General features: G+C 65.4%; 25 protein-coding genes and 1 pseudogene. 14 read left to right on the plus strand and 12 right to left on the minus strand.

The annotated features are described in order from the left end of the window. Nucleotides 1–957: 957 nt before the first annotated feature. Complete coding sequence (locus tag AC1DY7_RS22670; protein ID WP_477495975.1) at nt 958–2217, minus strand: COG4705 family protein; 1260 nt, start codon at nt 2215–2217, stop codon at nt 958–960. 389 nt (nt 2218–2606) lie between these two features. Between AC1DY7_RS22670 and efeO the strand changes: the two genes are divergently transcribed. Both efeO and AC1DY7_RS22680 read left to right on the plus strand, forming a co-directional pair. Next, on the plus strand, nt 2607–3656 hold the full coding sequence (gene efeO, locus AC1DY7_RS22675) for an iron uptake system protein EfeO (RefSeq protein ID WP_477495976.1): 1050 nt from the start codon (nt 2607–2609) through the stop codon (nt 3654–3656). Then, nucleotides 3637–3903, plus strand: coding sequence for a WhiB family transcriptional regulator (locus tag AC1DY7_RS22680; RefSeq protein ID WP_477495977.1), 267 nt, complete (start codon nt 3637–3639; stop codon nt 3901–3903). Before efeO ends, AC1DY7_RS22680 begins: the two co-directional genes overlap by 20 nt. A gap of 88 nt (nt 3904–3991) precedes the next feature. Here the strand turns inward: AC1DY7_RS22680 and AC1DY7_RS22685 are convergent, their stop codons facing one another. The 3 genes from AC1DY7_RS22685 to AC1DY7_RS22695 form a co-directional block, all read right to left on the minus strand. Then, a complete protein-coding gene (locus AC1DY7_RS22685; RefSeq protein ID WP_477495978.1) occupies nt 3992–4594 on the minus strand; it encodes a MarR family winged helix-turn-helix transcriptional regulator in 603 nt (200 codons plus the stop codon). After that, nucleotides 4591–5475, minus strand: a complete 885-nt coding sequence (gene efeU / locus AC1DY7_RS22690) for an iron uptake transporter permease EfeU (RefSeq protein ID WP_477496090.1) — start codon at nt 5473–5475, stop codon at nt 4591–4593. The genes AC1DY7_RS22685 and efeU overlap by 4 nt, the downstream gene beginning before the upstream one ends. A 113-nt stretch (nt 5476–5588) precedes the next feature. Next, nucleotides 5589–5867 carry a hypothetical protein gene (locus AC1DY7_RS22695; RefSeq protein WP_477495979.1) on the minus strand — a complete coding sequence of 93 codons (279 nt, stop codon included), beginning with the start codon at nt 5865–5867 and terminating at the stop codon, nt 5589–5591. On the opposite strand from AC1DY7_RS22695, the gene AC1DY7_RS22700 reads away from it, so the two are divergent. Then, nucleotides 5751–6053: a hypothetical protein gene (locus AC1DY7_RS22700; RefSeq protein ID WP_477496105.1), complete on the plus strand. Its 303-nt coding sequence runs from the start codon at nt 5751–5753 to the stop codon at nt 6051–6053. The two genes, AC1DY7_RS22695 and AC1DY7_RS22700, sit on opposite strands and share 117 nt — an antisense overlap. A gap of 87 nt (nt 6054–6140) precedes the next feature. On the opposite strand, the gene AC1DY7_RS22705 is transcribed toward AC1DY7_RS22700, so the two are convergent. Then, the gene (locus AC1DY7_RS22705; RefSeq protein WP_477495980.1) at nt 6141–6887 is read right to left on the minus strand and encodes an ABC transporter permease; all 747 of its coding nucleotides are present in this window, start codon (nt 6885–6887) and stop codon (nt 6141–6143) included. A 254-nt stretch (nt 6888–7141) separates the two neighbouring features. Between AC1DY7_RS22705 and AC1DY7_RS22710 the strand changes: the two genes are divergently transcribed. Genes AC1DY7_RS22710 through AC1DY7_RS22720 form a run of 3 tightly spaced genes read left to right on the plus strand, consistent with a single transcriptional unit; the run spans nt 7142 to nt 8279 of the window. Continuing rightward, nucleotides 7142–7330, plus strand: coding sequence for a hypothetical protein (locus tag AC1DY7_RS22710; protein ID WP_477495981.1), 189 nt, complete (start codon nt 7142–7144; stop codon nt 7328–7330). Between the two features lie 40 nt (nt 7331–7370). Further along, on the plus strand, nt 7371–7562 hold the full coding sequence (locus AC1DY7_RS22715) for a hypothetical protein (RefSeq protein ID WP_477495982.1): 192 nt from the start codon (nt 7371–7373) through the stop codon (nt 7560–7562). Nucleotides 7563–7610: 48 nt separating this feature from the next. Next, the gene (locus AC1DY7_RS22720; RefSeq protein ID WP_477495983.1) at nt 7611–8279 is read left to right on the plus strand and encodes a response regulator transcription factor; all 669 of its coding nucleotides are present in this window, start codon (nt 7611–7613) and stop codon (nt 8277–8279) included. A 12-nt stretch (nt 8280–8291) separates the two neighbouring features. Here AC1DY7_RS22720 and AC1DY7_RS22725 read toward each other — a convergent pair whose 3' ends face one another. After that, nucleotides 8292–9611 (minus strand): sensor histidine kinase, encoded by a 1320-nt coding sequence (locus AC1DY7_RS22725; RefSeq protein ID WP_477496091.1) that lies wholly within the window; start codon nt 9609–9611, stop codon nt 8292–8294. 315 nt (nt 9612–9926) lie between these two features. On the opposite strand from AC1DY7_RS22725, the gene AC1DY7_RS22730 reads away from it, so the two are divergent. From AC1DY7_RS22730 to arr, 3 genes and pseudogenes are all read left to right on the plus strand, one after another. Then, entirely contained in the window at nt 9927–10595 is a 669-nt protein-coding gene (locus AC1DY7_RS22730) for a response regulator transcription factor (RefSeq protein ID WP_477495984.1), read from the plus strand. 232 nt (nt 10596–10827) lie between these two features. After that, nucleotides 10828–11754 (plus strand): annotated as a pseudogene (locus AC1DY7_RS22735) (undecaprenyl-diphosphate phosphatase); the annotation flags it as partial. Nucleotides 11755–12377: 623 nt separating this feature from the next. Then, nucleotides 12378–12806 carry an NAD(+)--rifampin ADP-ribosyltransferase gene (gene arr / locus AC1DY7_RS22740; protein WP_477495985.1) on the plus strand — a complete coding sequence of 143 codons (429 nt, stop codon included), beginning with the start codon at nt 12378–12380 and terminating at the stop codon, nt 12804–12806. 3 nt (nt 12807–12809) lie between these two features. Here the strand turns inward: arr and AC1DY7_RS22745 are convergent, their stop codons facing one another. After that, on the minus strand, nt 12810–13844 hold the full coding sequence (locus AC1DY7_RS22745; RefSeq protein ID WP_477495986.1) for an aldo/keto reductase: 1035 nt from the start codon (nt 13842–13844) through the stop codon (nt 12810–12812). A gap of 173 nt (nt 13845–14017) precedes the next feature. On the opposite strand from AC1DY7_RS22745, the gene AC1DY7_RS22750 reads away from it, so the two are divergent. After that, complete coding sequence (locus AC1DY7_RS22750) at nt 14018–14971, plus strand: esterase family protein (protein WP_477496092.1); 954 nt, start codon at nt 14018–14020, stop codon at nt 14969–14971. Here AC1DY7_RS22750 and car read toward each other — a convergent pair whose 3' ends face one another. Further along, entirely contained in the window at nt 14972–18472 is a 3501-nt protein-coding gene (car, locus tag AC1DY7_RS22755) for a carboxylic acid reductase (RefSeq protein ID WP_477495987.1), read from the minus strand. A 90-nt stretch (nt 18473–18562) separates the two neighbouring features. On the opposite strand from car, the gene AC1DY7_RS22760 reads away from it, so the two are divergent. The 4 genes from AC1DY7_RS22760 (at nt 18563) to AC1DY7_RS22775 (ending at nt 20810) form a co-directional block, all read left to right on the plus strand. Next, a complete protein-coding gene (locus AC1DY7_RS22760) occupies nt 18563–19147 on the plus strand; it encodes a TetR/AcrR family transcriptional regulator (RefSeq protein ID WP_477495988.1) in 585 nt (194 codons plus the stop codon). Nucleotides 19148–19212: 65 nt separating this feature from the next. After that, the gene (cynS, locus tag AC1DY7_RS22765) at nt 19213–19668 is read left to right on the plus strand and encodes a cyanase (RefSeq protein ID WP_477495989.1); all 456 of its coding nucleotides are present in this window, start codon (nt 19213–19215) and stop codon (nt 19666–19668) included. 9 nt (nt 19669–19677) lie between these two features. Then, a complete protein-coding gene (locus AC1DY7_RS22770) occupies nt 19678–20025 on the plus strand; it encodes a gamma-glutamylcyclotransferase family protein (protein WP_477495990.1) in 348 nt (115 codons plus the stop codon). An 86-nt stretch (nt 20026–20111) separates the two neighbouring features. Continuing rightward, nucleotides 20112–20810, plus strand: coding sequence for a M24 family metallopeptidase (locus AC1DY7_RS22775; RefSeq protein ID WP_477495991.1), 699 nt, complete (start codon nt 20112–20114; stop codon nt 20808–20810). Here the strand turns inward: AC1DY7_RS22775 and AC1DY7_RS22780 are convergent. From AC1DY7_RS22780 to AC1DY7_RS22795, 4 genes are read right to left on the minus strand one after another with little or no spacing between them, the layout of a single operon-like run. Beyond that, nucleotides 20807–21688 carry a DUF1295 domain-containing protein gene (locus AC1DY7_RS22780; RefSeq protein WP_477495992.1) on the minus strand — a complete coding sequence of 294 codons (882 nt, stop codon included), beginning with the start codon at nt 21686–21688 and terminating at the stop codon, nt 20807–20809. The genes AC1DY7_RS22775 and AC1DY7_RS22780 overlap by 4 nt on opposite strands. Nucleotides 21689–21747: 59 nt before the next feature. Next, nucleotides 21748–22050 carry a hypothetical protein gene (locus AC1DY7_RS22785; protein WP_477495993.1) on the minus strand — a complete coding sequence of 101 codons (303 nt, stop codon included), beginning with the start codon at nt 22048–22050 and terminating at the stop codon, nt 21748–21750. Then, a complete protein-coding gene (locus tag AC1DY7_RS22790; RefSeq protein WP_477495994.1) occupies nt 22047–23543 on the minus strand; it encodes a class I adenylate-forming enzyme family protein in 1497 nt (498 codons plus the stop codon). The genes AC1DY7_RS22785 and AC1DY7_RS22790 overlap by 4 nt, the downstream gene beginning before the upstream one ends. Then, nucleotides 23540–24376, minus strand: coding sequence for an SDR family oxidoreductase (locus AC1DY7_RS22795; RefSeq protein ID WP_477495995.1), 837 nt, complete (start codon nt 24374–24376; stop codon nt 23540–23542). Before AC1DY7_RS22795 ends, AC1DY7_RS22790 begins: the two co-directional genes overlap by 4 nt. Nucleotides 24377–24554: the final 178 nt, after the last annotated feature.

The raw sequence follows: 24554 nt of genomic DNA on the forward strand, positions 1-24554 counted from the left end.
CAGGACGCGTACCTGTGTTCCGATTCGCTGACCTGAAGGCACCTGAATCTGAAATACGCTCCGGTTTTGGACCTTTCGATCCATTACCCGAGTGGCGGTCGTGCGCTACTGCGTTGGTGTCACCCGATCCCCCGTAACCCATGCCCGGACAGTAGCAACGTAAATTTGTTGCAGCCAGGCAAGTTCCTGCGGTTCCGGTGACGCATTCTCGGGAGTGAATCTTGGCGGTAGCCATTCTGGCGTCGGTGTCTGAGTCTTTCGAGGTGAGGATCGCTGTGCTACCGAACTGTGATTTGCCGCCGATTGACTGCCGTCCTGAAGAAGTCTTCAGGATCGGAAGGTGGCAGCAACAATCGAAGGTGAGGCGAACCGATATTGCGGCACGGCGTACATTCCTCGTCCGGATGTGCGAGATGCCTCTATGGTGCTGTCCCGCAATGCCTTCAGCTGCTGATGACAAAGTGCTGTAATGCCATTCCAATTCGCGCCGCTGTCCAACAGGCGATCAGGGTGAATCGCGGGCCCTGAACAGACACTGAATGCGGGTGCAAAGTGATTCAGCGGGCGTTCAGGGTGCCTCGGCAATAGTGGCAGCGTGAACGTCGAGCCGCGACGTTTTAGAAGGAGATGGTGTGATGAGTAAGCGCTTCAAGATTGCCGCAGGGTGTGCAGTGGCAGGAATCTTGCTGGGTGTGGGAGGCGGGATCGCTGTGGCTCTGCCAAGTGGCGCTCTGCCGCAGTCGCCCACCGCCGTCAATGGTCCTGACATTCCGGGCCAGCCTGACTTACCCGAACCCGGAGACCTTCCCGACGGGCCCGGCGAATAGCACTGTACCGTCGGTCTATTCACGTCGAGCGGCTGGCGGAACATCGCCGCCAGCCGCTCGGTAGTGCATCAATGCATTGCCACTGCCATCGATCGATCCACCAGTGCAGCGCCCCGATGACTCGGTTGAATTACCTCAGGCTCGTCAAAAGTCTTGTAAGCGCTTCATTTTCTTGAGAAGAATTGGGGTTGCTCGCGCGGACTGCATGTAGCACCGCATCGATCTGGCCGTCCAGGACGGTCCACACCTGACCGTTCATCGGCTCCAATGTCGCTCGACCGTTGTCCCACGCCGTCTCTAGATCGGTGATCCGGGCCGTAGCGCCGGCCTGGTCGCCTGCCTGCACCTTCGCCAGAGTGTCCTCGACGATGGTGGTGTACGCAGCGACCGCGTTGGCCGGGAAGGTGGCGCCGGCCTGGCCAGGGCTCAGCGATACGGTCGCGGCCGAAGATCCGCCCTCGGCTTCATCACTGGCCGCTGGAGCGGAGAGCGGCTGGGAAGCCGCCCATCCCAACAGAGCGCCGGTGGCGACGGCGACGGCGCCGAAGTAGCCGAGCATGATGTGCTCCCGTTTCGGTCGGGCCCCGGCGACAGGGGCCGCGGCAGCGGTTGTGCCGTCGATGAGGTCGGCGTGCGACACCGAGAGATAGCCGACGGCGCCGAGGATCGCGGCCAGGAAAATCACGCTGGTGATGCCGTAACCCAGGCCCAGCCCGCCGTCGGCCGATGCCGAGGCGAACCAGTCGCCGAGGTTGGCGCCGAGCGGGCGAGTAAGGATGTAGGCCAGCCAGAACGACAGAACGGCGTTGGCGCCCAAGCGCCAGCCGATGATGATCGAAATGATCAGTCCGGCAGGCAGGAGCACCGAGATGCCAGGGGTCCACCCGGTCAGCTGCAAGGTCCAGTCTCCGATGGCGGTGCCGAGGGCGAACGTGACGAGGACGGCCAGCCAGTAGAAGGCCTCGCGAGCCGGCGTGATGATGCTGTGGATGGACAGCGTGCCTTCTCGGGCATACCAGATGCCGAACACCGCAGCCAGGAGCACCGCGAAGACGGTGGTGCTGAGCGCCAACGGAACGGCCAGCGCGTCGGTCAAGATGTCGGTGTAGAGGGTACCGGCGACGCTGAGGACGACAACGGTCAGCCAATAGACCGCCGGCACATAGCGTTTCAGGGTCATCTGGACCCCGAGGACGATGGCGAGCACCGCGGTGAAGATGAGTGCTGTCAGGTTCAGGCCGACACCGAGGCCCATGTTGATCCAGTCCGCGAAACTCTCGCCGACCGTGGTGCAGAGAATCTTGATGATCCAGAACCACACCGTGACCTCGGGAACCTTGCTCAGCATCACGCGTTTGGTATCGGCCTTGGAGGGCACAGTGTTGGTCATGCGGCCGAACGTATCGACGGCACGCTGAACCAACGCTGAAGAAGCCAACGTCGACGAACGGTCGCGTCACCCTGATCGAGGTGCTTCTCAGCGTCCCTTCAGCGGGATCCACCTAGTGTGTGCCACGGCGTTATTGAGGGTCGCCTTACCTAACGGCGGCGCGAGTGTCGACGAGAACGACGACCGAGGGCAATGCCGTGGCTGGTGGCCACGGATCGTCCCGGGCGGCGACTGTCGGTTCTCCCAAGTGTGCGAGACGAGAGGTCCTACCAGTGCAGAAGTCCGTAATCCCGAGTGCCCTTGCGGCCGTTGTCGTGCTTGGCGCTCCGCTCGCCGGGTGTACTGCGAAACAGGCTGCAGAAGGATCGCAGCCCGGAAGCCAGGGCGGAGTGGCATCCGAGGTCGCGGTCAGTGCTGCTGACGACAAGTGCGAGCTGTCGGGCACCGAAGCCAAGACCGGTGCGACGACGTTCAACATCACCAACAGCGGCACCAAGGTCACCGAGTTCTACGTCTACGGCGAAGGCGATCAGGTGATGGGCGAGGTGGAGAACATCTCGCCGGGGCTGCAGCGCAAGCTGATCATTCGACTCACCCAGCCGGGCACTTACCAGACGGCGTGCAAGCCGGGCATGATCGGCGACGGCATCCGCGGCGACTTCAAGGTCAGCGGTGACACGGTCCTGGTCGACACCGAGGGCAAATTCAAGGAAGCCGCCGACAATTACAAGCGCTACGTGAACAGCCAGACTGATGCGCTGATATCGGCTACCCAGGCGTTCGTCGACGCAGTCAAGGCCGGCGACATCGCCAAGGCCAAGGCCCAATTCCCAGTCGCCCGTACCTATTACGAGCGCATCGAACCGGTCGCTTCCTCCTTCCCGAACGATCTGGACCCGCGCATCGACCTCCGTGAGGCCGACCTCGAGCCCGGCCAGAAGTGGACCGGCTTCCACGCCCTGGAGAAGCAACTCTGGGTCACCGGGCTGCAGCCCGACGCCGCCGCGCTGGCCGACCAGCTGCTGGCCGATGTGAAGGAACTGGACGCCGGAGTGAAGGCGCCCGACTGGACCATCGACTCCACCCAGATCGCCGGTGGCGCGCAGGGCCTGCTCGACGAGATCAGCAAGTCGAAGATCAGCGGCGAAGAAGACATCTTCAGCCACACCGACCTGTGGGACTTCAACGCCAACGTGCAGGGCTCGCAGACCGCGGTGGCCTCGGTGCGTCCGATCCTCGACGAACGCAACCCCGATCTGGGCAAGCGTGTGGACACCCAGTTCGCGAACGTCGAGAAGCTGGTGGCGCAGTACCGGCTCGGTGATGGATTCGTCGCCTACGACACGATCCGCGAGCCGCAGCGCCAAGAACTGTCCCGCGCGATCGACGCGCTGTCCAAGGAGGTAAGCCAGGTGCAAGGTGTCGTCGCGCCCCAATAATCCTGGCCCCTGGTCGGCAGCGAGATGCGCATCCGTCTTCTACTCGCCTGAGGGAGAACGTGGCCGCGCTCGGCAACGCCGAGAGGCAAATGTCAAAGCGCTGTGCAGCTCATGCCCCGTCATCGCGCGGTGCCGAGCGCACGCCCTGGCCGTTGCCGAACCGTTCGGGGTGTGGGGCGGAATGTCGGAAGCGGACAGACAAGTCGAATTGGACCGGACGGTGTCTTTTCGATCTTGTTCGGGCTAGCCGTATGGGAGCCGGCCGGCCGAAGCCATGCCTGGGTAAATCAATTGTCCCGCATATATTTCCGACGTATTTTGCCTGCGCCGGCTATTCAGAGCCGGCCGCGGCCGCCGCGCCGCATGGATGCGTCGATGTCCTCGACGCTGTCTTCGGTCACCGGGTCAGAATCAGGTTTCGGCGCGGGGATCGGGAGACGTTCCAGAGAGGCCAGGGCGGCTTCCAGCGCCACGATTTCGTCGGGGCCAAGCGAGGTGAGCATCCCTTCCAGTAGGTCTGCGACGGCTTGCTGCTGTGCCCGAACACCTTTCGGCGTAATTTCGACGAGGACGTTGCGGGCGTCGGCGGCGCCGCGCGTCCGACAGGCCATCCCGAGAGCCTCGAGTTTGCCCACCGCCTTGGACATCGTGGGCACTGCAACGCGGTCGTGGGCCGCCAAGTCCGACATCCGGATGGATTGCTGCTCGCGTAGGCGATAGAGCAGCGAGCATTGGGTGAGGGTGAGTGCGCTGGGGGCGGCCTGATCATATTCGTACCGGCGCAGGGCGGCCATGAGGCGAAAAAGTCGAAAGTGCAGCCGCTCCGCCAGTTCCATGTGGGCGGCGCTGTAATTCGCAAGCTGCGATGGCATCACGTTTCCAAAGTCGTTGGCAGACAGCGATTGGGCGTCGGCATCCTTGCGTAGTGCCAATGTCATTTCTGCTCAGACGTGGCCGGTGTCACCGTCGCGGTCGCTGACGGTGCAGGCGTCTTGATGGGCCGCAGGAACAGTGGCAGCACGATCGCGGTGTAGCAGATCCAGACGGCGGCCTGTAATACGGTCGGGTCAGGGCGGAAATTGAAGATGCCCTGGAGGACGGCACCGTACCAACTCGACAGCGAGAACCAGTCGGATATGTCGAACGCAATGTTTCGCAGCCCGGGCAGCCAACCTGCGGTCTGGAGGGCGCGCACACCGTAGCCGAAGATCCCGGCCGCCACGATGATCAGCAGGGTCCCGGTGCATTTGAAGAAGACGGTGAAGTTGATCTTCAGGGCGCCGAAGTAGAGCAGGACTGTCAGGGCGACAGCGATGGCGATGCCGATGAGGAGCCCCACGAGCGGCCAATTGTCGCCCGCCGAGTTCTCGGCGTAGCCGACCATCAACAGAGCAGTTTCGACGCCTTCGCGGCCGACCGCGAGGAAGGACAGGCTGACGATCGCGAAAGGTCCTGCGGCCATGGCTGTTTCCATGCCGGATTTGAGGTCGCCGGAGATGGTGCGGGATGCGGTGCGCATCCACAGCACCATCGAGGTGACGATGGCGACGGCCACGAGTGAGGCGATGCCGGCGCAGAGTTCGGCGGTGACCCCGGAGATGGTGGAGGTGCCGTAGTGGATGCCGAGGAAGATGGCCGCCACGAGTGCGGCAGCTGCTCCCACGCCGACCGCGACCCATTTCAACGCGTCGCGGCGTCCGCTTTTGACCAGGAAGGCCACCAGGATCATCACCACGATGCCGGTTTCGAGGCCTTCGCGCAGGCCTATCAGGCCGCTGCCGGCCAGCTGGGCGGCGATCGACGCGCCACCTGCGGCCATGTAGTGGACCACGCAACCTCAATTCGAATTTAGGCTAGGCAATGGTTAGTGCCTGCGTACTAACGGACACGGTAGGGATTACTTCCTGAAGCGACGCTGAGAGATCGCTCTGATCAGCGTTGACGCGTGGAAGGCAGAGTGACCGTCACGAAGGTGCCTACTCCTGGCCGGTCGTCGACGGTGATGGTGCCGCCGTGTTGTGTCACCGTCTCGGAAACACTGTGCGGTTCGATGCAATCATCGCCTGAACGCGGCGCACCCGCGTCGGGTTGCCGGTGGTCCTCACCATCGTCGCCGATTACGACGACGGCATTACCGCATTGCCGATACACCGACAGGTCGAGGCTGGTGGTTGCACGGCGGGCGGCGCCGTCGACCAGGTCGCGCACCATGTGATTCAAAGCGATCTCGTCGCCGACAACGTAGGTGGGCTGAAATTCGGTGTGAATCGCCAGGGGTGTCGCCCGTCGCAGCCATGTCGCGTGTCGCTCGAGGAGATCATCGAGAAGACCTCCACCGGATTTGCATTGTTGCTGTTGTTGCTCCGCACCGCACCGAGTGTGGATAGGCCGTGCTGAAGGGTCGATGAAAACGCAGGTGTGAGCGCCCTGCCGCAGGTGCGGGACTGGGGGACATCGGTGCCCGGCGGCCGCACCGTTGTCCAGCTAGTGGGCTGTGGTGCGCACGATGCGGCAGCGGGCGATCAGTTCGCTGGTCAGTGCGACGGCGCAGCTTTGCGACAGCAGCAGCGCGACGATGACCAGGACCTGGACGGCGCCGGCCTGTGTTGCCGAACCCGTGCTCAACAGCACGCCGACGAATGCACCCGGCAGCACGACCAGGCCGGATGTTCTGGCTTGGTCGACGTTGGGTACCAGTGCGTCTGCGCTGGCCCGGTGAATGATCTCCATCCTGGCGTCCCGGTCGGATAACCCCAGGCTCAGCGCGGCGTCCACCTCACCGGCGCGCACGGTCAACATGGTCAACCCCAGTCGGGCGGCTACGGAGACCGCAGTCATGGTGCCGCCCAGCACAATTCCGACGATCGGAATGATGGCCATTCCAGTCGGTGGAATGAGACCGGTGAGCAGCATCGGTGGGACGGTGATCGTCAGCCCGGCCAGGACGGGTAGAGCCAACCACCTCGAGCCGGAACTCGCCTCGCTGCGCCGGGCGGCCGTCCAGATCGCGACCACGAACATCACCGCCAGTACGACAAGCGATGTCGACAACCGTGACATGGCCGCCGCGAGTATTGCCGAGACCGCCGCCAGTTGGACAGCGGCACGCACTGCCGCGGCTGGGACCACCCAGACCGGACCGATCCGCGCCAGCACGTAGATCACGCCGGACGCTGCAGCCATAACCGCGCACACGACCGCCAGCTGCGGACCGATGGTTATCGAGATCATGCCTGCAATCCTCGTGCACCACGCCACGATCTCCGCATCCATGGTGCCGATGTGACGTACCGCGAAGACCCGTGGCGTGATACAGGTGATGGCGGTGTTTGGGGCAGGTAGAACAGGGGCGCCATGCTAAGCAGAGTTCAGGCTCTACGGTCGGCCGTGACGAACCGTAAGGCTGTTCGGTCTCTTCCCTGGTGGTGTTGGTCTCCTTGGGATTGGCGACGGCGATCATCCTCGCGCTGGTGTAAGGATCCCTGTTGGCCAGCGAAGACGACGCCTGCGTGAAGCGGGTGACCGCCATCAGCGAGGCGCTACGGTCCCAGCAACCGCAGGATCTCGACGACCAACTATTCACCATCGGCCCCGCTGGTATCGGTGGAAACAGCGATGGGGCAAGCGTTCCTTCAGTGTCCTTTCAGGGCAACGGTGTCACGGTGCTGGTATGAGGACTCATGCAATGCGTCTTGACGCCGCACGGGGGCGATGATGGAGGTTCGCAGCACAGTTGCGGTGGTGGCCTTGGCCGCACTGGTCCTGCTGGGTCTCGGCGGCGCGGTTGTGGTCGCCTACCCGTATCTGGCACCGCCGCACTTGACGTCGGCCCCGGTGGAGGTGGTCGTGGAATTTCCCGATCCCCGCGATGCCGGCGGTGACATCGCGGGATCGGGGGTGCGATAGCGTGCCACGGCGCGGCGCGGCGCGGCACGTTCGAGCTGAAAGATCGCGATGAGAATTCTGGTGGTTGAAGACGAAGAGCAGCTCAGCACCGCCCTTCGGCTCGGATTGCGCGAGGAGGGTTTTGCCGTCGTAGCGGTCGGCAGCGGCGTCGCCGGACTGGATGAAGCCGCGCATCGGTCCTTCGACGCGATCGTCCTCGACATCATGTTGCCAGGACTGAGCGGGTACGAGGTCCTCAGACAGCTTCGGGCGCAGAACATCTGGACGCCGGTGTTGATGCTCACGGCGAAGGATGGCGAGTATGACCAGATCGACGCACTGGACCTGGGCGCGGATGATTACCTGACGAAACCATTCTCCTTCAGAATTCTGGTCGCCCGACTACGTGCTCTGGTCCGGCGGGGCGCCCCGGAGCGACCGACGGTCCTCAGCGCGGGAACTTTGGCTCTGGACCCGGCACGCCATCTCGTGCACCGTGAAGGTGTCGAAATCGCTTTGACTCCCAAAGAGTTCAGCGTGCTGGCATACCTCATGCGGCACAAGGACGATGTCGTCGCCAAGTCCGAGATTCTGACCGCAGTCTGGGATGCGCACTATCGTGGCCCCGACAATCTTGTCGAGGTCTATATCGGCTATCTACGCCGCAAGATCGATGTTCCGTTCGGGACGAACACGATTGAAACGGTGCGGGGCGTGGGCTACCGGCTGCTGCCCTGAACCTTAGGCCACTCAGATGGGCCCGGTCGGCAGAACTACCGTGACTCGGGTTCCTCCGCCAGGGCGTTCATCGATGGTCACCGACCCTCCGTGGGCGTTGACGATCTCGGCGACGATCGGCAAGCCCAGACCGGTTCCGCCGCCGTCGCGCGAGCGGTCGGTGTCCAGCCTGACGAACCGGTCGAAAACCCGTGCCCGGTCCGTTTCGGGGATACCAGGCCCGTCGTCGGCGACGACGAGCGTCACCGACGTACCGTGGCGATGGACGTCGATACCGATCAACGACGATGCATGGTGTGCGGCGTTGTCCACGAGGTTACGGATCACCCGGGACACCCCGTTCATGTCGCCGGTGATCGTTGTCTCTTCAATCGAGAGCACGACGGCGAGATCGGTGTCGCGGCGGAGCCGGATCGCTTCTGCTTCTGCCAGCGCGTCCACATCGATGGTGTCGCGGTGCAGTGGGAGTGCGCCTTCGTCGGCCTTGGCCAGCAGCAAGAGGTCGTTCACCAACGCCTGCATCCGGCGCGCTTCTGGGACGAGCGTCCCGCTGCGTAGTTCGTCATCGAGGGTCTCCGGGTAGTCCTGAGCCACATCCAGGGCGGTGATGATGGTGGCCAGGGGACTGCGCAGCTCGTGCGATGCGTCGCCGACGAAGCGGCGCTGAGCCGCGTGGGCTGCTTCGATGCGCGCGAGCATCGCGTTCATCGTGCGGGCCAGTGCTGAGATCTCGTCGTTCTGTGCCGGTACTGGTACCCGTTCGGCGAGTTCGGCAGCCGTGATCTCCGATACCCGGGATCTGATCGCCTCCACGGATCGCAGCGAACGTTTGGTCAATCGGAAGCTCACCACGCCGGCCACGGCGCTGATCGCAGGAGCGGCGATGGCCAACAGCATGGCCACGGTGGCAACTGTCGCTTCCGCCGATTCGCTTCCGCCGCCGACGATTACGGTGTAGCGGCCGGTGGCTGTGACGGCGGTCTGTCCGCTGATGCGCATATCGTTGTCAGGCGAGGCATCATCGGGAACACCGTTCCGGATGGTCGTCGAGAACGCACTGACCGGCAGCAGAGGGGTATCGGGGGCGCCGTCCGAGCGGAAGGCCACCGTGCCGTCGGCCGCGATGATCTGGACTCCCGCGATCCGTTGGTCGGTAGCCAACAGTGCGCTGTCGAGGTCGGCCGTGGTGTCGAAATCCAAAGCCTCCACGATGTCGTGGACGCGTCCGGCGGCGGCGTCGTCGATACCGCGCAGCAGCGATTGATAGAGCACCACGACCAAACCGGTCCCCGCGGCAAGGACGGCCACGAGCACGACGGTCGCCGACACCATCGCCGAGCGCGTCGAGATACCCCAGTTGACGGGACGGATCAGCTGCCACGACCTGCGCTGGCCGCGGGGCTCTTCCGCGGCTGGGGCGTCAACATTGCGATCCACGCCCGTGGACCTTAGGCGTCCACGCGGCTGAAGGAAGTCGGTTCTGTGGATTGGCAGTACGGCGCGCATGGCTCAGCGTGGAGGCCAGGTGCTGAGGAGACGCTGAAAAGACGCTGCCCGTCAGCGCGGCATGCTGTCATGAGATGTAGGGATGTGCCGGCGGTGTGCCGTCGAGGAGTGGTGTTCACGACGGGGGAGGCGTTGGCGAGGATGCGAGTCCTTTTGGTCGAAGACGAGGCGCGGTTGGCAGTGGCCCTGATGAAGGGCCTGCGCGCCGCAGGTGTGGTCGTGGTCGCTGCATCCAATGGTACCGACGGGCTGTGGCACGGCACCGAGGACGATTTCGACGTCATCGTGCTGGACATCATGCTGCCCGGACTGAGCGGCTATGAGGTGCTGCGGCAGCTGCGGTCTCGCAACGTCTGGACGCCGGTTCTGATGCTGACCGCCAAAGACGGCGAATACGACGAAACCGATGCGTTCGAACTCGGCGCCGACGACTACCTCACCAAACCCTTTCACTTCAGGGTCCTGCTCGCACGCCTGCACGCGTTGGTGCGCCGCGGCGCCCCGCAACGCCCCGTCGTACTGGCAGCCGGCGCCATCACGCTCGACCCTTCCAGCAGAGTCGTGCAGCGGGGGGACGCTGTCATCGCCTTGACGCCAAGGGAGTTCAGCGTGCTCGAGTACCTGATGCGCAATAAGGACACCGTGGTCACGAAAACCGAGATCGTGCAGAACGTCTGGGATCAGCACTTCGAGGGCCCGGAGAACATCGTCGAGGTGTACATCCGCAATCTGCGTCGCAAGATCGACGTTCCCTTCGACGAGAACAGCATCGAGACCGTGCGCGGCGCCGGCTACCGGATGCTGCCGTAATCGGTGCCGATTCGGCGGGTGTGACGACGAGGAATCCCGTCGAGTGTCGCAGCTCACGGCAAGCCGGGGGGACTTCTTCAGCGGGGCTTCAGCTAACTCTCCTTACGTTGGTGCCCAGCGTCGGAACGGCCGTCCGCTGGTCGCGTGCGCACACAGTCGTGGCAGCAGCGACAGCGGTTCTGATCGCGGCGGACACGAAGCCAACAGATGCAGAGCGGAAGGACGCTTCATGGTTCCTGGCCTGAGTTACCTCGAGGCCGTCGTCGTCGGCGCCTTGCAAGGCATCACCGAACTGTTTCCGGTGTCCAGCCTCGGTCACTCGGTGTTGATACCCGCACTGATCGGCGGGCAATGGGCCCGGGATTTGACTGTTTCGACACCGGAATCACCGTATCTGGCGTTCATCGTCGGTCTGCACGTGGCGACCGCGTTGGCTCTGCTGCTGTTTTTCTGGCGGGACTGGCTGGCGATTGTCGGCGGCTTTGTCAGTTCGATCCGGCACCGCCGAATCTCGACCCCGCCTGAGCGCCTCGCCTGGCTCATCGTGGTGGCGACCATCCCGGTGGGCGTCGCTGGTCTGCTGCTTGAACATGTGTTTCGCACTGTCTTGGGGCGGCCCATCCCAGCAGCCGGCTTCCTGATTGCCAATGGGTTGATCCTGTTGGGCGGTGAAGCACTTCGCCGGCGTCTGGCTCGCACAGCGCAACCCTCGACCGTCGAGGCGGAGACCGCCGCTGCCGGCGACACGAAGGTGTTGGCGGCGCCAGATCAACGGCTGGCAAGCATGAGCATGGCTCGCGGTCTGATGATCGGCTCGGCCCAGGTGCTTGCTCTGCTGCCGGGCATAAGCCGATCCGGTGTCACCATGGTGGCCGGCCTCCTGCGGGGGTTGTCCCATGAGGACGCGGCCCGGTTTTCTTTCCTGCTTGCCACTCCGGTCATCCTGGCCGCCGGTGTGCTGAAGGTTCCGGATCTCTTCGGTCCGCTCGGTGCGGGCATTCACGGCCAGATCATCGCGGGCAGCATTGCCGCCTTCATCTGCGCATACCTCGCGCTTCGCTTTCTCACCAAGTATTTCGAGACGCGGACGTTGACCCCGTTTGCGATCTACTGCCTGATCGCCGGTATCGGCAGCCTCGCCTACCTGACCATGAGTTGATCGCCCGCGCCATCGCGGGACGGATAGGAGTCACGATGACACCGCGGCGCGGAGTCCAGATGTCGTCGAATCGACGGATCGCGGACGGTCTAGACGCCACAGATCCGGCGACTGAACATGATCTCGCAGTCGGCCCTCGGAGTCGTGCGGGCACATCTCGATCCCGGTCCAGCCCGGCCCGCCGGCGCCGCGCCGGCCGATCGCGGGACGCGAATCTTCGGAATCAGGCAGCGGCGCGCTGGCGTACGACGAGTTCGGTGGTATTCGTCGCTGCCGCCGTGCTGGTGTTTGTATTCAGTTTTGTCAGTGCCGTTCTGTTACATCAAGATTCGTTGCCAGAGCCGGTCCGGGACATCCTGTCGATGGTCATCCCGTTCGCCGGTACGTGACGGCGCCGCCCGACGCATGTTCTCGGATTTGTTGATGGCCTTCACGTTGATCTGAAGCGCGCTCGAAATGTGCCAGCGAGCCAACGTCGCCGTTGTATCCGCGATCGGGTCGGGTCGAGGACGATAAGGCTTTCCACCTCCACTGTAAGTCCGCAAGGGGGTCTTGCCGCAAGACCCCCTACCGCTGCCACAATTCCCCGTCGAAGCAACGAGTGACGACGATCAGGAGTTGATGTGCCGGAATCACCACGACCGTTCGAGGTTCACGAATCGGGCGCCTACCTGCACGGCACCAAAGCCGATCTCGCAGTGGGCGATCTGTTGGTACCGGGCCGCGAGTCCAACTATCAGCAGGGGCGCGTGATGAATCACGTGTACGTGACGCAGACGCTGGATGCGGCGGCGTGGGGAGCCGAGTTGGCGCCCGGTGCGGGCCGCGGACGCATCTACGTAGTCGATCCGCAGGGGGACCTGGAGGATGACCCGAACGTGACCGACAAGAAACTGCCCGGCAATCCGACCCGCTCCTTCCGCTCGCGCGAACCGGTGCGGATAATCGGCGAAGTAGAAGGCTGGACAGGTCATTCCGAGGAGCAGATCCAGACCATGCGGGACGGTCTTGAGGACCTCAGGCGCAGAGGACTGGACGTGATCTACGACTGATGGTCACCGCACACGGAAACCCTCACCGCCAAGGGTGACCGGCAGCTGCTCGGCGTCCTGCTCATGCGGCTGACCGAGCGGAATACGGCTCACGTCGTCCAACCGCTCGTAATGATCGCCGAGATCGACGTCGAGGGCGGCCAGGTAGTCGTCGAGCTGCTCTGTGGTGCGGGGACCGATGATCGGTACCACCCCGGTCGTCGAGCGGCGTGCACGCTCGGCCAGCCACGCCACGGCCACGCGGGCGGCCGGCACGCCGAGTTCGTCGGCGACGGCCAGGACGGCGTCGACGATTGCGGCTTTGGTGGGGCCGTCCTCGGTATGGATCACGCGATTCCAGGCTGTCAGCCGGCCGGCCGCCCCGTCGCGGTACTTGCCCGTCAGCAGGCCGCCGCCCAACGGTGACCACAGCGCGGCGCCGATACCCAGCGCCTCGGCCATCGGCAGGTTGTCCCGATCGGCGCTGCGTTCGACCAAGCTGTACTCGATCTGCACCGCGGCCACCGGCGCCCACCCACGGACTTCGGCCAACGTGACGCCGCGTGCGGTCAGCCATGCCGGGAAGTTGGACAGACCCGCGTAGAGCACCTTGCCGGATGAGATCAAGTCGTCGAAGGCGCGGACGATCTCCTCGATCGGGGTGACGAAGTCGGGCCAGTGCACCCACAGCAGGTCCACGTAGTCCGTGTCGAGGCGGCGCAGGCTGGCTTCCACGGACCGGATCATGGCCCGGCGGCCGTTGCCGGTCTGCAGCACGCCGCTGCCCTCGGCGGTCCCGCCGACGGCGAACTTCGTGGCCAGCGTGAACTCGTCCCGCCGGCCGGCGAGTACCCGGCCGAGGATCTCCTCGGACTCGCCGACCTGATAGGTGGCCGCCGTGTCGATGAACGTGCCGCCGGCGTCGGCGAAGCGGTCGACGATGGCGCGGGCGACATCCTCCTCGGCGCCGTAGCCCCAGCGGGTTCCGAAGTTACCTGCGCCGAGCGCCAGCGCCGAGGCGCGCAGTCCGTTGTTACGGCCGAAGGTGAAGTGCTCCATGACTGAAGACAAGGACGTCGTGGCCCGGATTATTTCGCCGGCCACATCCACCTGGCGGATGTGAGAAGCGGCACTCCGGCGCCCCCGAAGGTTTGGCGCGACTGGATCATAGGGTAGGTGAACGGTCAAAAGAGGACGGACGTCACGGGGTGAGGGTAGTGAAGAAACGACTGATGTGCTGGGCTGCAAGCATTTTGGCCGCTACGCTGCTGTCGGCCACGGTGGTCATGTTTGCCGGAGCCGGTACCGCGGCGGCGCACTCCCGGCCGGGCCTGCCCGTGGAGTACCTGACCGTGCCGTCGGCCGCGATGGGACGCGACATCCGGGTGCAGTTCCAGCCCGGTGGCCCGCAGGCGCTGTACCTGCTCGACGGGCTGCGCGCCCAGGACGACTTCAACGGCTGGGACATCAACACCCCGGCCTTCGAGTGGTACTACCAATCGGGGCTGTCGGTGGTGATGCCGGTGGGCGGCCAGTCCAGCTTCTACACCGACTGGTACCAACCAGCCGTCGGCAACGGCGGCACCCAGACCTACAAATGGGAAACGTTCCTCACCGACGAACTGCCCGCGTGGCTGTCCGCGAACAAGGGCGTCAACCCGACCGGCAACGCGGTGGTCGGACTCTCGATGGGCGGTGCGCCCGCGCTGACCTTCGCGATCTATCACCCGGACCGGTTCGTCTACGCCGGATCGCTGTCCGGCTTCTTGAACCTGTCCCAGGGCTGGTGGCCCACCCTGGTCGGAGTGGCCATGAACGACGCCGGCGGCTTCCGCGCCACCGACATGTGGGGTCCGCCGATCGACCCGGCCTGGCGGCGCAACGATCCGTCGCTGCACATCCCCGAACTCGTCGCCAACGGCACCCGGGTCTGGATCTACTGCGGCAACGGCACTCCCGGCGACCTGGCTCCCGCGACGGCGCAGGCCAATCCGGGCGCCGGGGTCCTGGAAGGGCTGACGCTGCAGAGCAATCAGGCTTTCCAGCAGGCCTACGTTGCCGCGGGCGGCAAGAACGCCACCTTCAATCTGCCGCCCAACGGACTGCACTCGTGGGAGTACTGGGGTCAGCAGCTTGCGCAGATGAAGCCCGATATCCAGCGCACTCTGGGCATTCAGTCCGCCTAGTCAGAGCACGCCCAGCCTCCGTAGATCTGTCAGGTACTTGCGGATCAGCTCGACCGTGATGTGTGGAATATCTTGTGCCGGGCCGATTTTGGCGGACCGAACGGCCTCGCGGAACACCGCGGTCGGTGCCACCGCGCCGAGCAGTGGCCGTTCGGGTTCCCGGTAGGCGTCCAGCAGGGCCAATGCGGAGCGTTGCCGCTGCTGTTCTGGCAGTGCCCGCAGCGCGCCCTCGAACCGGGAGATCCACTCGGCATGGTCGTCCACCCGGGTGATGGGGACGCCCGCCTCGATGAGCCAGTCCACGATGACGTCCAGCGAGACGCCGTCATCGTGCGGGTTCATCACGTCGTAGGAACCGAAGCCGTCCAGGCTGTGCCCGCCGATGGTGGTGATGGCATCGGCGACGAAATCGGCAGGCAGCCCGTCGTAATGGGCGCGCGGGCGCTCGCCAGACCCGTCGTCGGCGTAGAAGGTGCGCGGGGCCAGGCCGGTGCTCACCAGGCTGATGACCAGCCGGGTGAATGCGTCGGGCATGTTGACCTGACCGGCGAACGTGCTGTGCGCCAGGATCAGATCCGACCGAAACACGCTGACCGGCAAGCCGCACAGGTCGTGGGCCTCACGGAGCAGGACCTCGCCCGCCCACTTGCTGTTCGCGTATCCGTTGGCGTATCCCTCGTCCAGTGACCGGGTGGCGCTGACCGTCCGAATGTCCCCGTCTTCGATGAAATCGGGCACCGTCATAGCCACAGCGACCGTCGATAGATACGTCACCGGTTTGATCCGCTCGCTGATCGCAAGACGGATCACCTCGGCGGTGCCGACGACGTTGGGGCCGAACAGTTGTCCGTAGGGGAGCACATGGTTGACCAGGGCCGCGGGGTGGACGACGAGATCGACCTCGTGGGCCAGTCGGCGCCACGTCGCCTCGTCGAGCCCGAAGTGCGGCTCGCCGATATCGCCGGGGATCACCTCGAGATGATCGGCGGCCAGCAGCCGGAACTCCTGTGCCATCGCGGGATCGGACGCGAACACCTGCTCCAGGCGGCGCTGCGCCGTTTCGGCGTCATCACCGCGCAGCAGGGTTATCAGCCGGCCACCGGTGGCCGACAACCGCTGTAACCACTCCAGGGTCAGGAACCGGCCGAGGTAGCCGTTCGCGCCGGTGAGCAGGACGGTCTGCACGCGGCTGGTGACCGGCCGCGCCGATGGTGCCGCGGCCAAGGTCGCGTCATCGAGGAACTTGTCGAGTGTGAGGTCCGCCGCCGAGATCGAGGTGGCGCCCGCGCCGTGTACGAGGGTGGCGGTGGGGCGCTTGCCGCCCGAGGCGCGTTCGGATTCCACATAATCGGCCAGCGCGGCGAGGTCGGCCGACGGCCCGATGATGACACCGACGGGCACCTCTACGCCGAACACCTCGCCCAGCAGATTGGAGAAGGTCAGCGCCGACAGCGAGTCGCCGCCCAAGTCGGTGAAGTGTTCGTCGGCTGATGGTGCCGCACCCGGCAGCCCGAGCAGTACCTGCGCGGCACGGGTGACGGTCTGCAGCACGGGCTGGGTGGGGGCCGATTCGCGCAGCACCCGCAGTTCGTCGGTGCGGGCCTGCGACAGCTCGGAGTAGAGCTGTTCGAGGCGTTCGCCGTAGTGCGCTTTCAGCTTGGGCCGCAGCAGCTTTCCGACGCCGGACAGTAGTCCGTTGGTGGCCGTGAACGGATCGGTATCGATCAGGAAGTCGGCGGGCACCTCGTAGGACTGCAGTTCGGCGGCGCGAGCCGTCACCCGCAACGCGTCATGCAGGGCGCCCTTGAGGTCATCGGGGTCGGGATGGCGTGCCAACGCATCGGCAGTCGGCACGACGACGGCCAGTAGCGAGGATCGTTCGCTGTTGCCGTACACGAAGATCTGACGCACCAGCGGAGCGCCCGCATAGACGGCCTCCAGATTGGAAACCGCGACGAACTCGCCTTGGGCGAGTTTGAGGACGTTGTTGCGGCGGTCGACATACACCAGCTGGTCGGGCTCGATCTGAGCCATCACGTCGCCGGTGCGGTAGTAGCCGTCGGCGTCGAACACCTCGGCGGTGACGTCGGGGCGCTTGTAGTAACCCGGTGTCGCGGTGGCGGTCCGCACCAGCAGTTCGCCACGCGGATAGGGGCGGTCGCTGCTGAAGTAGCCGAGCTCGGGTACGTCGATCAACTTGTAGTCCAGCACCGGCGGCCTGGAGATGACGCCGTCGCGGGTCACACCACCCACCTCGGTGAGGCCGTAGACGTCGAACAGTGGTGCCTCGATGGTGGTTTCGAGGAACGCCCGCATCTCAGGAGCCAGCGGCGCGGTGCCCACGAATCCGTTGAGCACCCGGCCACCGAGGAGGTGATCGCGAAGCTCGGTCCTGGTCTGGGCATCGGCCGCAGTGGCGGTCTCACCCTCGGCGCGCAGCCTTTCGATGCGGGTCTGGTAGCGCTGATACAGCATGTCGACGACGCGGGGGACCACCGCGAGCTGGGTGGGCCGGACCAATTGCCAGTCTTCGAACAGGGTGGACAGATCACTTTCGGGGACGAAATAGCTTGTGCCACCGGCCTGGAACGAGGCCACCAGGGCGATACGCCCGCCGAGGTGGTTCAGCGGCATGAAGTTCACGTTGCGCACCGGCACGTCTGCGTCGGCGACGAACCCACTGGTCCACATCATCGAGAGCATGCGTTCGGTCCACATCGCGCCCTTGGGTAGGCCGGTGCTGCCGGAGGTGTACAGGATCATGGCCAGCCGCTGATCGTCGGCGCCGTCGTAGCCGCGGGGGATGGGCAGCGTCCGGCCCCGAGCGATGACGTCGGACAGGATCTCGATGGTGACGCCGCTGCCTGTCAGGCGAGTGCGGGCCTGCTGCAATGCTTCTCGTTGGGAGTCCACGGCGTCGTCGTAGTCGAAGACGGTCAGTCTGCGGACCGAAGGGCTGTCGGCGGCGCATTCCACCGCCAGGTCCAGGTACGCGGCGCTGACCGCCAGCACGCGAGGCTCGGTTTCGGCGAAGATCGGCAACAGTCGCGATGCCGGCGAATTGTGCTGCAGCGGAACCGCAACCAGGCCCAGATAGTTGCTGACCAGGTCGATGGTCAGGTAATCCGCACTTGCGAAGCCGATGGTGGCCACGAACTCGCCGGCACGGACCGATGTCTCGTCCGCGCTCCAGGCCGCCGCGATGGCTCGCACGTTCGACCACAGCTGGCGGTAGGTGACGGTTTCGAAGCTCTGCAGCAGCCGCTGCTCGGTGCGGCCGGTGGCCGGGTCCTGTCCCACGGAGGTGGCACGGGTGCCGAGGGCGGGGCGGTCCGCGTAGCTCTCGGCGTAGATCCGCAAGATCTCGGCAAGGCGGGTGCCGGGGCGCCGTGCAGCCTGCACGACGGCGGCCGAGGGGCGCGCGGCTTGCAGGTCGGTGTCGGTGGCGTAGAGCCAGGCCAACCGTTCGGCTCGGGCGTCGGTGCGGGTCTCGGTGGTCATATCGCGCCATTCGTCTAGGTATAGAGTTCTGTACTCAGGCCACCATAGAACGGTCTGGCCGGCTTGTAAACCGTTCGGTATACTTCGGGCATGTCCACCCCCTCGTCCACTGCTCCGCGGGTCGCCCGTGGCGGCCGCGGCGCGCGGGGGCGGATTCTGGCATCGGCGCGAAAACTGTTCTACTTCAACGGTATTCATGACACCGGCGTCGAGGCGCTGGCGGAGCATGCCGAGGTGTCCAAGCGCACTCTCTACCAGCATTTTCCCAGCAAGGACGCGCTGATCGCCGCCTACCTGCGCGACATCATCGGCACCGGCGGATCCCGGCCGGAGAAGAATCTGGCAGCCGACGGCCCGGCGCACGACCGCTTGCTCTCCATCTTCGACATCGCAGGCAACGGCCGCTTTCGTGGTTGCCCGTTTCACAATGCCGCCGTCGAAGCTGCGGACGACATGCCGGAGGTCCGGCAGATCGTCGCCGATCACAAACGCGACTTCATCGACCGGCTGTCCCGGGTCGCCGCTGAGGCCGGCGTGCGCGACCCTGCCACGGTGGGGCGTCAGTTGGCGGTACTCCTGGACGGCGCCACCGCGCTGGCCACCTCGCTCGACGACACCGCCCCGTTGCGCGACGCGCGGGCCGTCGCGGAACTGGTCATCAACACGGCCCGCTGAGCGGCACCGGCCGCGAGGCTGAAGAATCGTCGCGTAACCGAACGCAGCACAACGGAAGGCGCACGATGTCCCAACTGCCCTTGGACAAAACCGAATCCGGCCGCGTGCTCAACGATGCGCGCATCGCACAAGGTGTCACCTGGGCCGATTTGGCGGAGGCCATCAATCGGCCCCTGGTCTGGACGGTTGCCGCGCTGCTGGGCAAGCACCCCGTCACCGCCGAGGATGCGGCGACGATCTGTGCGCGGCTCGGGTTGGACGCGGACGTGCAGGCGGCCCTGCAGCGGCAGCCGTACCGCATCGCCGAACCGGGCGTGTCCAGCGATCCCACCGTCTATCGACTGCACGAAGCCGTCGACGTGTACGGCGCCGCGTTGAAAGAGTTGATCCATGAGGAGTTCGGGGACGGCATCATGAGCGCGATCAATTTCGCGGTGTCGTTCCAGCGGCGGCCGGACCCCAACGGAGACCGCGTGGTCATCACCTTCGACGGGAAATTCCTCCCCTATCAGTGGGGATAGCTTTACGGGATGAATCTGCTGTTCACCTATGGCACGCTTCGGGATCCCGGGGTGCAGACATCCTTGTTCGCCCGGCTGGTGCCCGCCGCCGACGACGCGATACCGGGTTTTCGGCTGGACTACGTCACCATCACCGACCCCGCGGTGCTGGCGGCCAGTGGGTCGGATCGGCACCCGGTGCTGCGGCCCGGCGGACCCGACGACGGGGTGACCGGCTCGTGTCTGGAACTCACCGATGACGAACTCGCGGCGGCCGACCGCTACGAGGTCGACGACTACACCCGCGTGCAGGTGACGCTGGTGTCCGGCAGGCGGGCGTGGGTATACGTGTCGGCCGATGACGCCGAGCTGGCGTGAGCCCGCTGCCGGGGTGCGTCGCCGCCGTGGTATTCATGGGCGATCAACGTCCGGGCCGGCTGATCGGTAGTCACTAACCTGTGGTGGTGGAGGAAAGCACCCGTGCGACCAGATTGCTCGAGGCCCAGGACAAAGCGGCCGCACTGTTCGACGAGATCGGTAGCAGGCGGATGGTGCGGCCCGGTATCACCGAGCGGCAACTGACCGACGAGATCCGCGATCTGGCGAAGGACCTGCTCGGGGTGACCAGGCATTGGCACAAGCGGATCGTGCGGGCCGGCGAGAACACGCTGGAGACGGCGCGCGGCAACCCGCCGGACCGCACTCTTGCCGGCGACGACATCGTGTTCCTGGATCTCGGGCCGATCTTCGAGGAATGGGAAGCCGACTTCGGCCGCACCTATGTCCTCGGCGACGATCCACGCAAGCTCGCGCTGCGCGATGACCTGCCGCGCATCTGGGATGCCAGCCGCGACCACTTCGCCGCAACTCCCAACATCACCGGCGAGCAGCTCTTCGAGCACGTGGTGGCGCTCAGCAACGACGCCGGTTGGCACTTCGGTGGCGCCATCGCGGGCCACCTCGTCGGCCAGTTCCCGCACGAGAACATCCCCGGCGACAAGATCGAGTCCTACGTCGCACCCGGCTCCATCCATCCGATGCGCCGAAAAGACCGATCCGGCAACGAGTGTCACTGGATTCTCGAAGTACACCTGGTCGAACCCGGCCGGCAATACGGCGGCTTCCACGAAGAGCTTCTCGACCTGCCCGGGCCCACCGTCTAACGGCGCGGGGGCCGCGGCACGAACCGGGACACCCGGTCGATGACCTCCTGGTAGGAGGGCCTGCGTTGCAGGCTGCGTTCCTCCATCATCGGGATGCTCGCGCCGAGGAACATCGCCAGGATTGCCGCCGCGCCCACGATCAGCCACCACCAGTCCGCCGGTGCCGCAGAAATACCGAACAGAGCCAGTGCCGCCCAGAAGCTGAACTCGCCGAAGTAATTCGGGTGTCGTGACCAGCTCCAGAGGCCCTGGTCCATCGCCTGCCCGCCCCGCCGTTGGGCCACGAACCGGTGCATCTGCACATCGGCCACCAATTCCAGCGTCACGGCCGCCAGGCCCAGCACATAGGCGATCCAGGTCAGCCAGACCAGTCCTGGATCGGGCCGCGTCACCGCGACGTACACCGGCACCATCCCCAGGAACACCTGCAACGTCGGAATCAGGTGGATGGCCACCAGGTCGGCCAGGAACTCCCAGCGGCCGGCCCGCTCCTTGAACATCGGGTAGCGCCAGTCCTCATGGTGCAACCCCGGGAAGGCGTACACCCAGTTCGCGGTCAGCCTGATCGCCCACAGCACCACCACGACGGCGAGCAACCAGCAGCGCAAGGCGTCCACCTCGGGTGCGCTGCGGTACCACCAATAGAACAGCAGCAGCGGGGGGATCACGCTCCAGTACGCGTCGTAGAAGCTGGAGTTCCGGTAGACCCGGCTGAAGGCGAAGATCACCAGCGTCGCCAGCACGTCGGCGATCAGGGTGTCCAGCCACAGCGGCCCGGCGCTGGGGCCCCAGGTCAGCCAGGCCGCCGCCACCGCGATGGCGATGACGTACGCCACGGTGACGATTGCGAGCGAACGGGACTTGCTGATGGTCGCCATCGTCGGAGCTTAGCGGGGCTATCTACCAGGGCGTGGACCTCCTGCGCGTCGCAACGAAGTCAGTCGCTGGCGGGCAGCGGTTTGGCTTCCTTGATGCTCAGCGGGGTGGCGCCGACACTCAGCGTGCCGGCCCCGGCCTTGGTGACCAGCACTTCGGCGCCGGAGTCGTCGACGTAGCGCTTGCCCATCAGGGTGCCGTCGGACAGGGCGGCATCCAGCGTCAGCGAGTCGTCCACGGCGCCACCGACGGGCACCAGCAGGGCGCCGCCGGCGCGCAGGTCATCAAGGCTGTCGCTGCTGCGCACCACGATCACCTGGGTATCGCACACCTGGCTCTGCAGACGGGTGCCGTTCTTGATCATGCGGGCTCCTTTGATGCATTCAGCTCGCTGACGAGCTCGCGGCGCAGCACTTTGCCGGTCGCGTTGGTGGGCAGTTCGTCGCGGAAGACCACGCGGTCGGGGGTGCGGGAGCCACGAAGCTGGCTGCGCACGAAGGACCGCAACTCCTCGGGATCGGGGCTGGTGTCGGCGACCGGTACGACGACGGCGACGATGATCTGCCCCCACTCGGCGTCTTCGGCGCCGACGACGGCGCAGTCCCGCACGTGCGGATGCTCGACGAGCACATCCTCGATCTCCGCGGGGGCGATGTTCTCGCCACCGCGGATGATGGTGTCGTCCGAACGCCCGCCGATGTAGAGGTAGCCGTCTTCGTCCAGCGTGGCAACGTCTTTGGTGGGGAACCAGCCCTGCTCATCGAGCACCGAGCCGATGCCGGTGTACTTGCCGGACACCTGCTCGCCGCGGACGAAGAGCTCGCCGGTCTCGTTCGGGCCGAGCACAGTGCCGTCCTCGCCGCGAATCTGCACCTCGATGCTGGGCACCGGCTGACCGACCGATCCCAGCCGTTTGGCCAGCGCGCCGTCGGGCGACCCGAGGGCGATCCGGTGATCGTCCGGCGTGAGCACCGCGATGGTGGAGCTGGTCTCGGTCAGGCCGTAGGCGTTGACGAAACCGACCTCGGGGAGCAATCCAAGTGCCTTGCGCACCAACGGCAACGCCACCTTCGAGCCGCCGTAGGCCAGCGTGCGCAGGGTGGGCAGACCGACACTCTCGGTGTCCAGGACGGTGACGATCCGGTCCAGCATGGTCGGCACCACGGTGGCCGAGGTGACACCCTCGGCCGCCACCAGGCGCACCCATTCGCGGGCGTCGAAGTGGGGGAGGTACACCATCTTTCGTCCGGCATACAGATTCGACAGCGCCGCACTGACACCGGCGATGTGGTAGGGCGGCACGCAGATCAGCGCGGCATCATCGGGCTCGGCCGAGTCGAACTCGACGGTGCCGGTGATGTAGCTCGTGAGGTTGTTATGGCTCAGTTCAACGGCTTTGGGCTGTGAGGTGGTGCCCGAGGTGAACAGCACCACCGCCACGGCGTCGGGATCGGCGAACTCGGCTGCCGGCTCGGCGGTCCGTGCCTGGGCGACGAAATCCTGCGAGCCGAGCACCCGGTAGCCGTCACCGACGGCGTCGCGGTATTCGTCGTCGACGATCACCAGTGGGTCGGGCAACCGGTCGATCAGCGCCCGCAGGCCATCGGTGGAGAGCCGGTAGTTCAGCGGGGTGAAGGCGACGTCTGCGCGTGCCGCGGAGAACAGCAGCAGCGGCAACAGCGCACCGCCGGTGCCGACGTAAGCGACATGCCCGGCGCCCGAGGCGGCGACGACGCCGGCCCCGCCGTCGGCGAGCGCGCTCAGTTCTTCCGCGGTCAGCCGCAGATCGCCCGACACGACCGCAGTCCGGTCCGGGTTGGCCGACGACGACATCTCCAGCAGCAGCGAAATACTCATGGCTTGTCCACGAAGATATCCCAGATCGGGTCATCCCCACCGCCGTAACCAGACAGGTCGGTGACCCCTGCCGCGGTCAGCACGTCGGCGTCGATGTAGGTCTGACCGTTGGCTTCCTTGGCCGTGCCGGTGAGGATCCGCGCGGCGGCGTCGGCCATGATCTCCGGGCTGCGCGACGACGACGCCATGTTCTGGCCATCAGCCAGATTGGTCACCGCCGAGGTGGCGATGTAGGTCTGCGGCCACAGGCAGCTGAAGCCGATGTTGGTATCCGCATACTCAGCTGCCCAGCCCAGCGACAGCAGCGTCATGCCGTACTTGCTCACCGTGTAGGTCGGGTGGGCGCCCAACCAGTAGGGATTCAGGTTCAGCGGGGGAGCCAGCGTGATCACGTGAGCGTTCGGTGACTTCTTCAGGTGCGGCAGTGCGGCCTTGGTGAGCAGGAACGTGCCGCGCACGTTGATGTCCATCATCAGGTCGAACTTCTTGGCCGACAGCTGCTCGGTGGCTTCCGTCGCTATGGCGCTCGCATTGTTGATGACGATGTCGACGCCGCCGAAGTTCTGCACCGCGGTGTCGATCGCGCGCTGCACGTCTTCTTCCTTGCGGACGTCACCGACCACCGCGACGGCCTTGGCGCCGACGGCCTCGACGTCGGCCACCGCGGTGTACACGGTGCCGGGCAGCTTGGGATGGGGCTCGGCGGTCTTGGCCAGCAGCACGACATTGGCGCCCTGCTTGGCCGCGCCGAGCGCAATGGCCAGGCCGATGCCGCGGCTGCCGCCGGACACCACCAGTGTGCGGTCAGCTAGTGGACGGTCTGCGCTGGACATGTGCCTCCCTGGCTCTCTACTTCTAGATGGTATTGGCATTCTCATTTTCAGCAAGTCCCATAATCGTGCATGTACAGGCACGACGGTCTGGCGGGGGGTGGTTCGGGGGTGCCCGAACGCCGTGCGCGGGGGGTCGATAAGGCTGCACCGTGCATGTTTTCCGCGTGCGGTATTGGCA

It is taken from the genome of Mycobacterium sp. P2_H7 (genome assembly GCF_056403275.1).

Coding starts and splice junctions, on each gene's coding strand:
- AC1DY7_RS22705 (WP_477495980.1), bottom strand. CDS start 6,887: ATGATCTCGATAACCATCGGTCCGCAGCTGGCGGTCGTGTGCGCGGTT.
- car (WP_477495987.1), bottom strand. CDS start 18,472: ATGACCACCGAGACCCGCACCGACGCCCGAGCCGAACGGTTGGCCTGG.
- AC1DY7_RS22670 (WP_477495975.1), bottom strand. CDS start 2,217: ATGACCAACACTGTGCCCTCCAAGGCCGATACCAAACGCGTGATGCTG.
- cynS (WP_477495989.1), top strand. CDS start 19,213: ATGTCCCAACTGCCCTTGGACAAAACCGAATCCGGCCGCGTGCTCAAC.
- AC1DY7_RS22725 (WP_477496091.1), bottom strand. CDS start 9,611: ATGGTGTCGGCGACCGTCGTGCTCGTGGCCGTCCTTGCCGCGGGGACC.
- AC1DY7_RS22715 (WP_477495982.1), top strand. CDS start 7,371: ATGGAGGTTCGCAGCACAGTTGCGGTGGTGGCCTTGGCCGCACTGGTC.
- AC1DY7_RS22695 (WP_477495979.1), bottom strand. CDS start 5,867: ATGGTGCGCGACCTGGTCGACGGCGCCGCCCGCCGTGCAACCACCAGC.
- AC1DY7_RS22760 (WP_477495988.1), top strand. CDS start 18,563: ATGTCCACCCCCTCGTCCACTGCTCCGCGGGTCGCCCGTGGCGGCCGC.
- AC1DY7_RS22790 (WP_477495994.1), bottom strand. CDS start 23,543: ATGAGTATTTCGCTGCTGCTGGAGATGTCGTCGTCGGCCAACCCGGAC.
- AC1DY7_RS22795 (WP_477495995.1), bottom strand. CDS start 24,376: ATGTCCAGCGCAGACCGTCCACTAGCTGACCGCACACTGGTGGTGTCC.
- AC1DY7_RS22745 (WP_477495986.1), bottom strand. CDS start 13,844: ATGGAGCACTTCACCTTCGGCCGTAACAACGGACTGCGCGCCTCGGCG.
- AC1DY7_RS22750 (WP_477496092.1), top strand. CDS start 14,018: ATGTGCTGGGCTGCAAGCATTTTGGCCGCTACGCTGCTGTCGGCCACG.
- AC1DY7_RS22730 (WP_477495984.1), top strand. CDS start 9,927: ATGCGAGTCCTTTTGGTCGAAGACGAGGCGCGGTTGGCAGTGGCCCTG.
- AC1DY7_RS22720 (WP_477495983.1), top strand. CDS start 7,611: ATGAGAATTCTGGTGGTTGAAGACGAAGAGCAGCTCAGCACCGCCCTT.
- AC1DY7_RS22770 (WP_477495990.1), top strand. CDS start 19,678: ATGAATCTGCTGTTCACCTATGGCACGCTTCGGGATCCCGGGGTGCAG.
- AC1DY7_RS22780 (WP_477495992.1), bottom strand. CDS start 21,688: ATGGCGACCATCAGCAAGTCCCGTTCGCTCGCAATCGTCACCGTGGCG.
- AC1DY7_RS22785 (WP_477495993.1), bottom strand. CDS start 22,050: ATGATCAAGAACGGCACCCGTCTGCAGAGCCAGGTGTGCGATACCCAG.
- AC1DY7_RS22685 (WP_477495978.1), bottom strand. CDS start 4,594: ATGACATTGGCACTACGCAAGGATGCCGACGCCCAATCGCTGTCTGCC.
- efeU (WP_477496090.1), bottom strand. CDS start 5,475: ATGGCCGCAGGTGGCGCGTCGATCGCCGCCCAGCTGGCCGGCAGCGGC.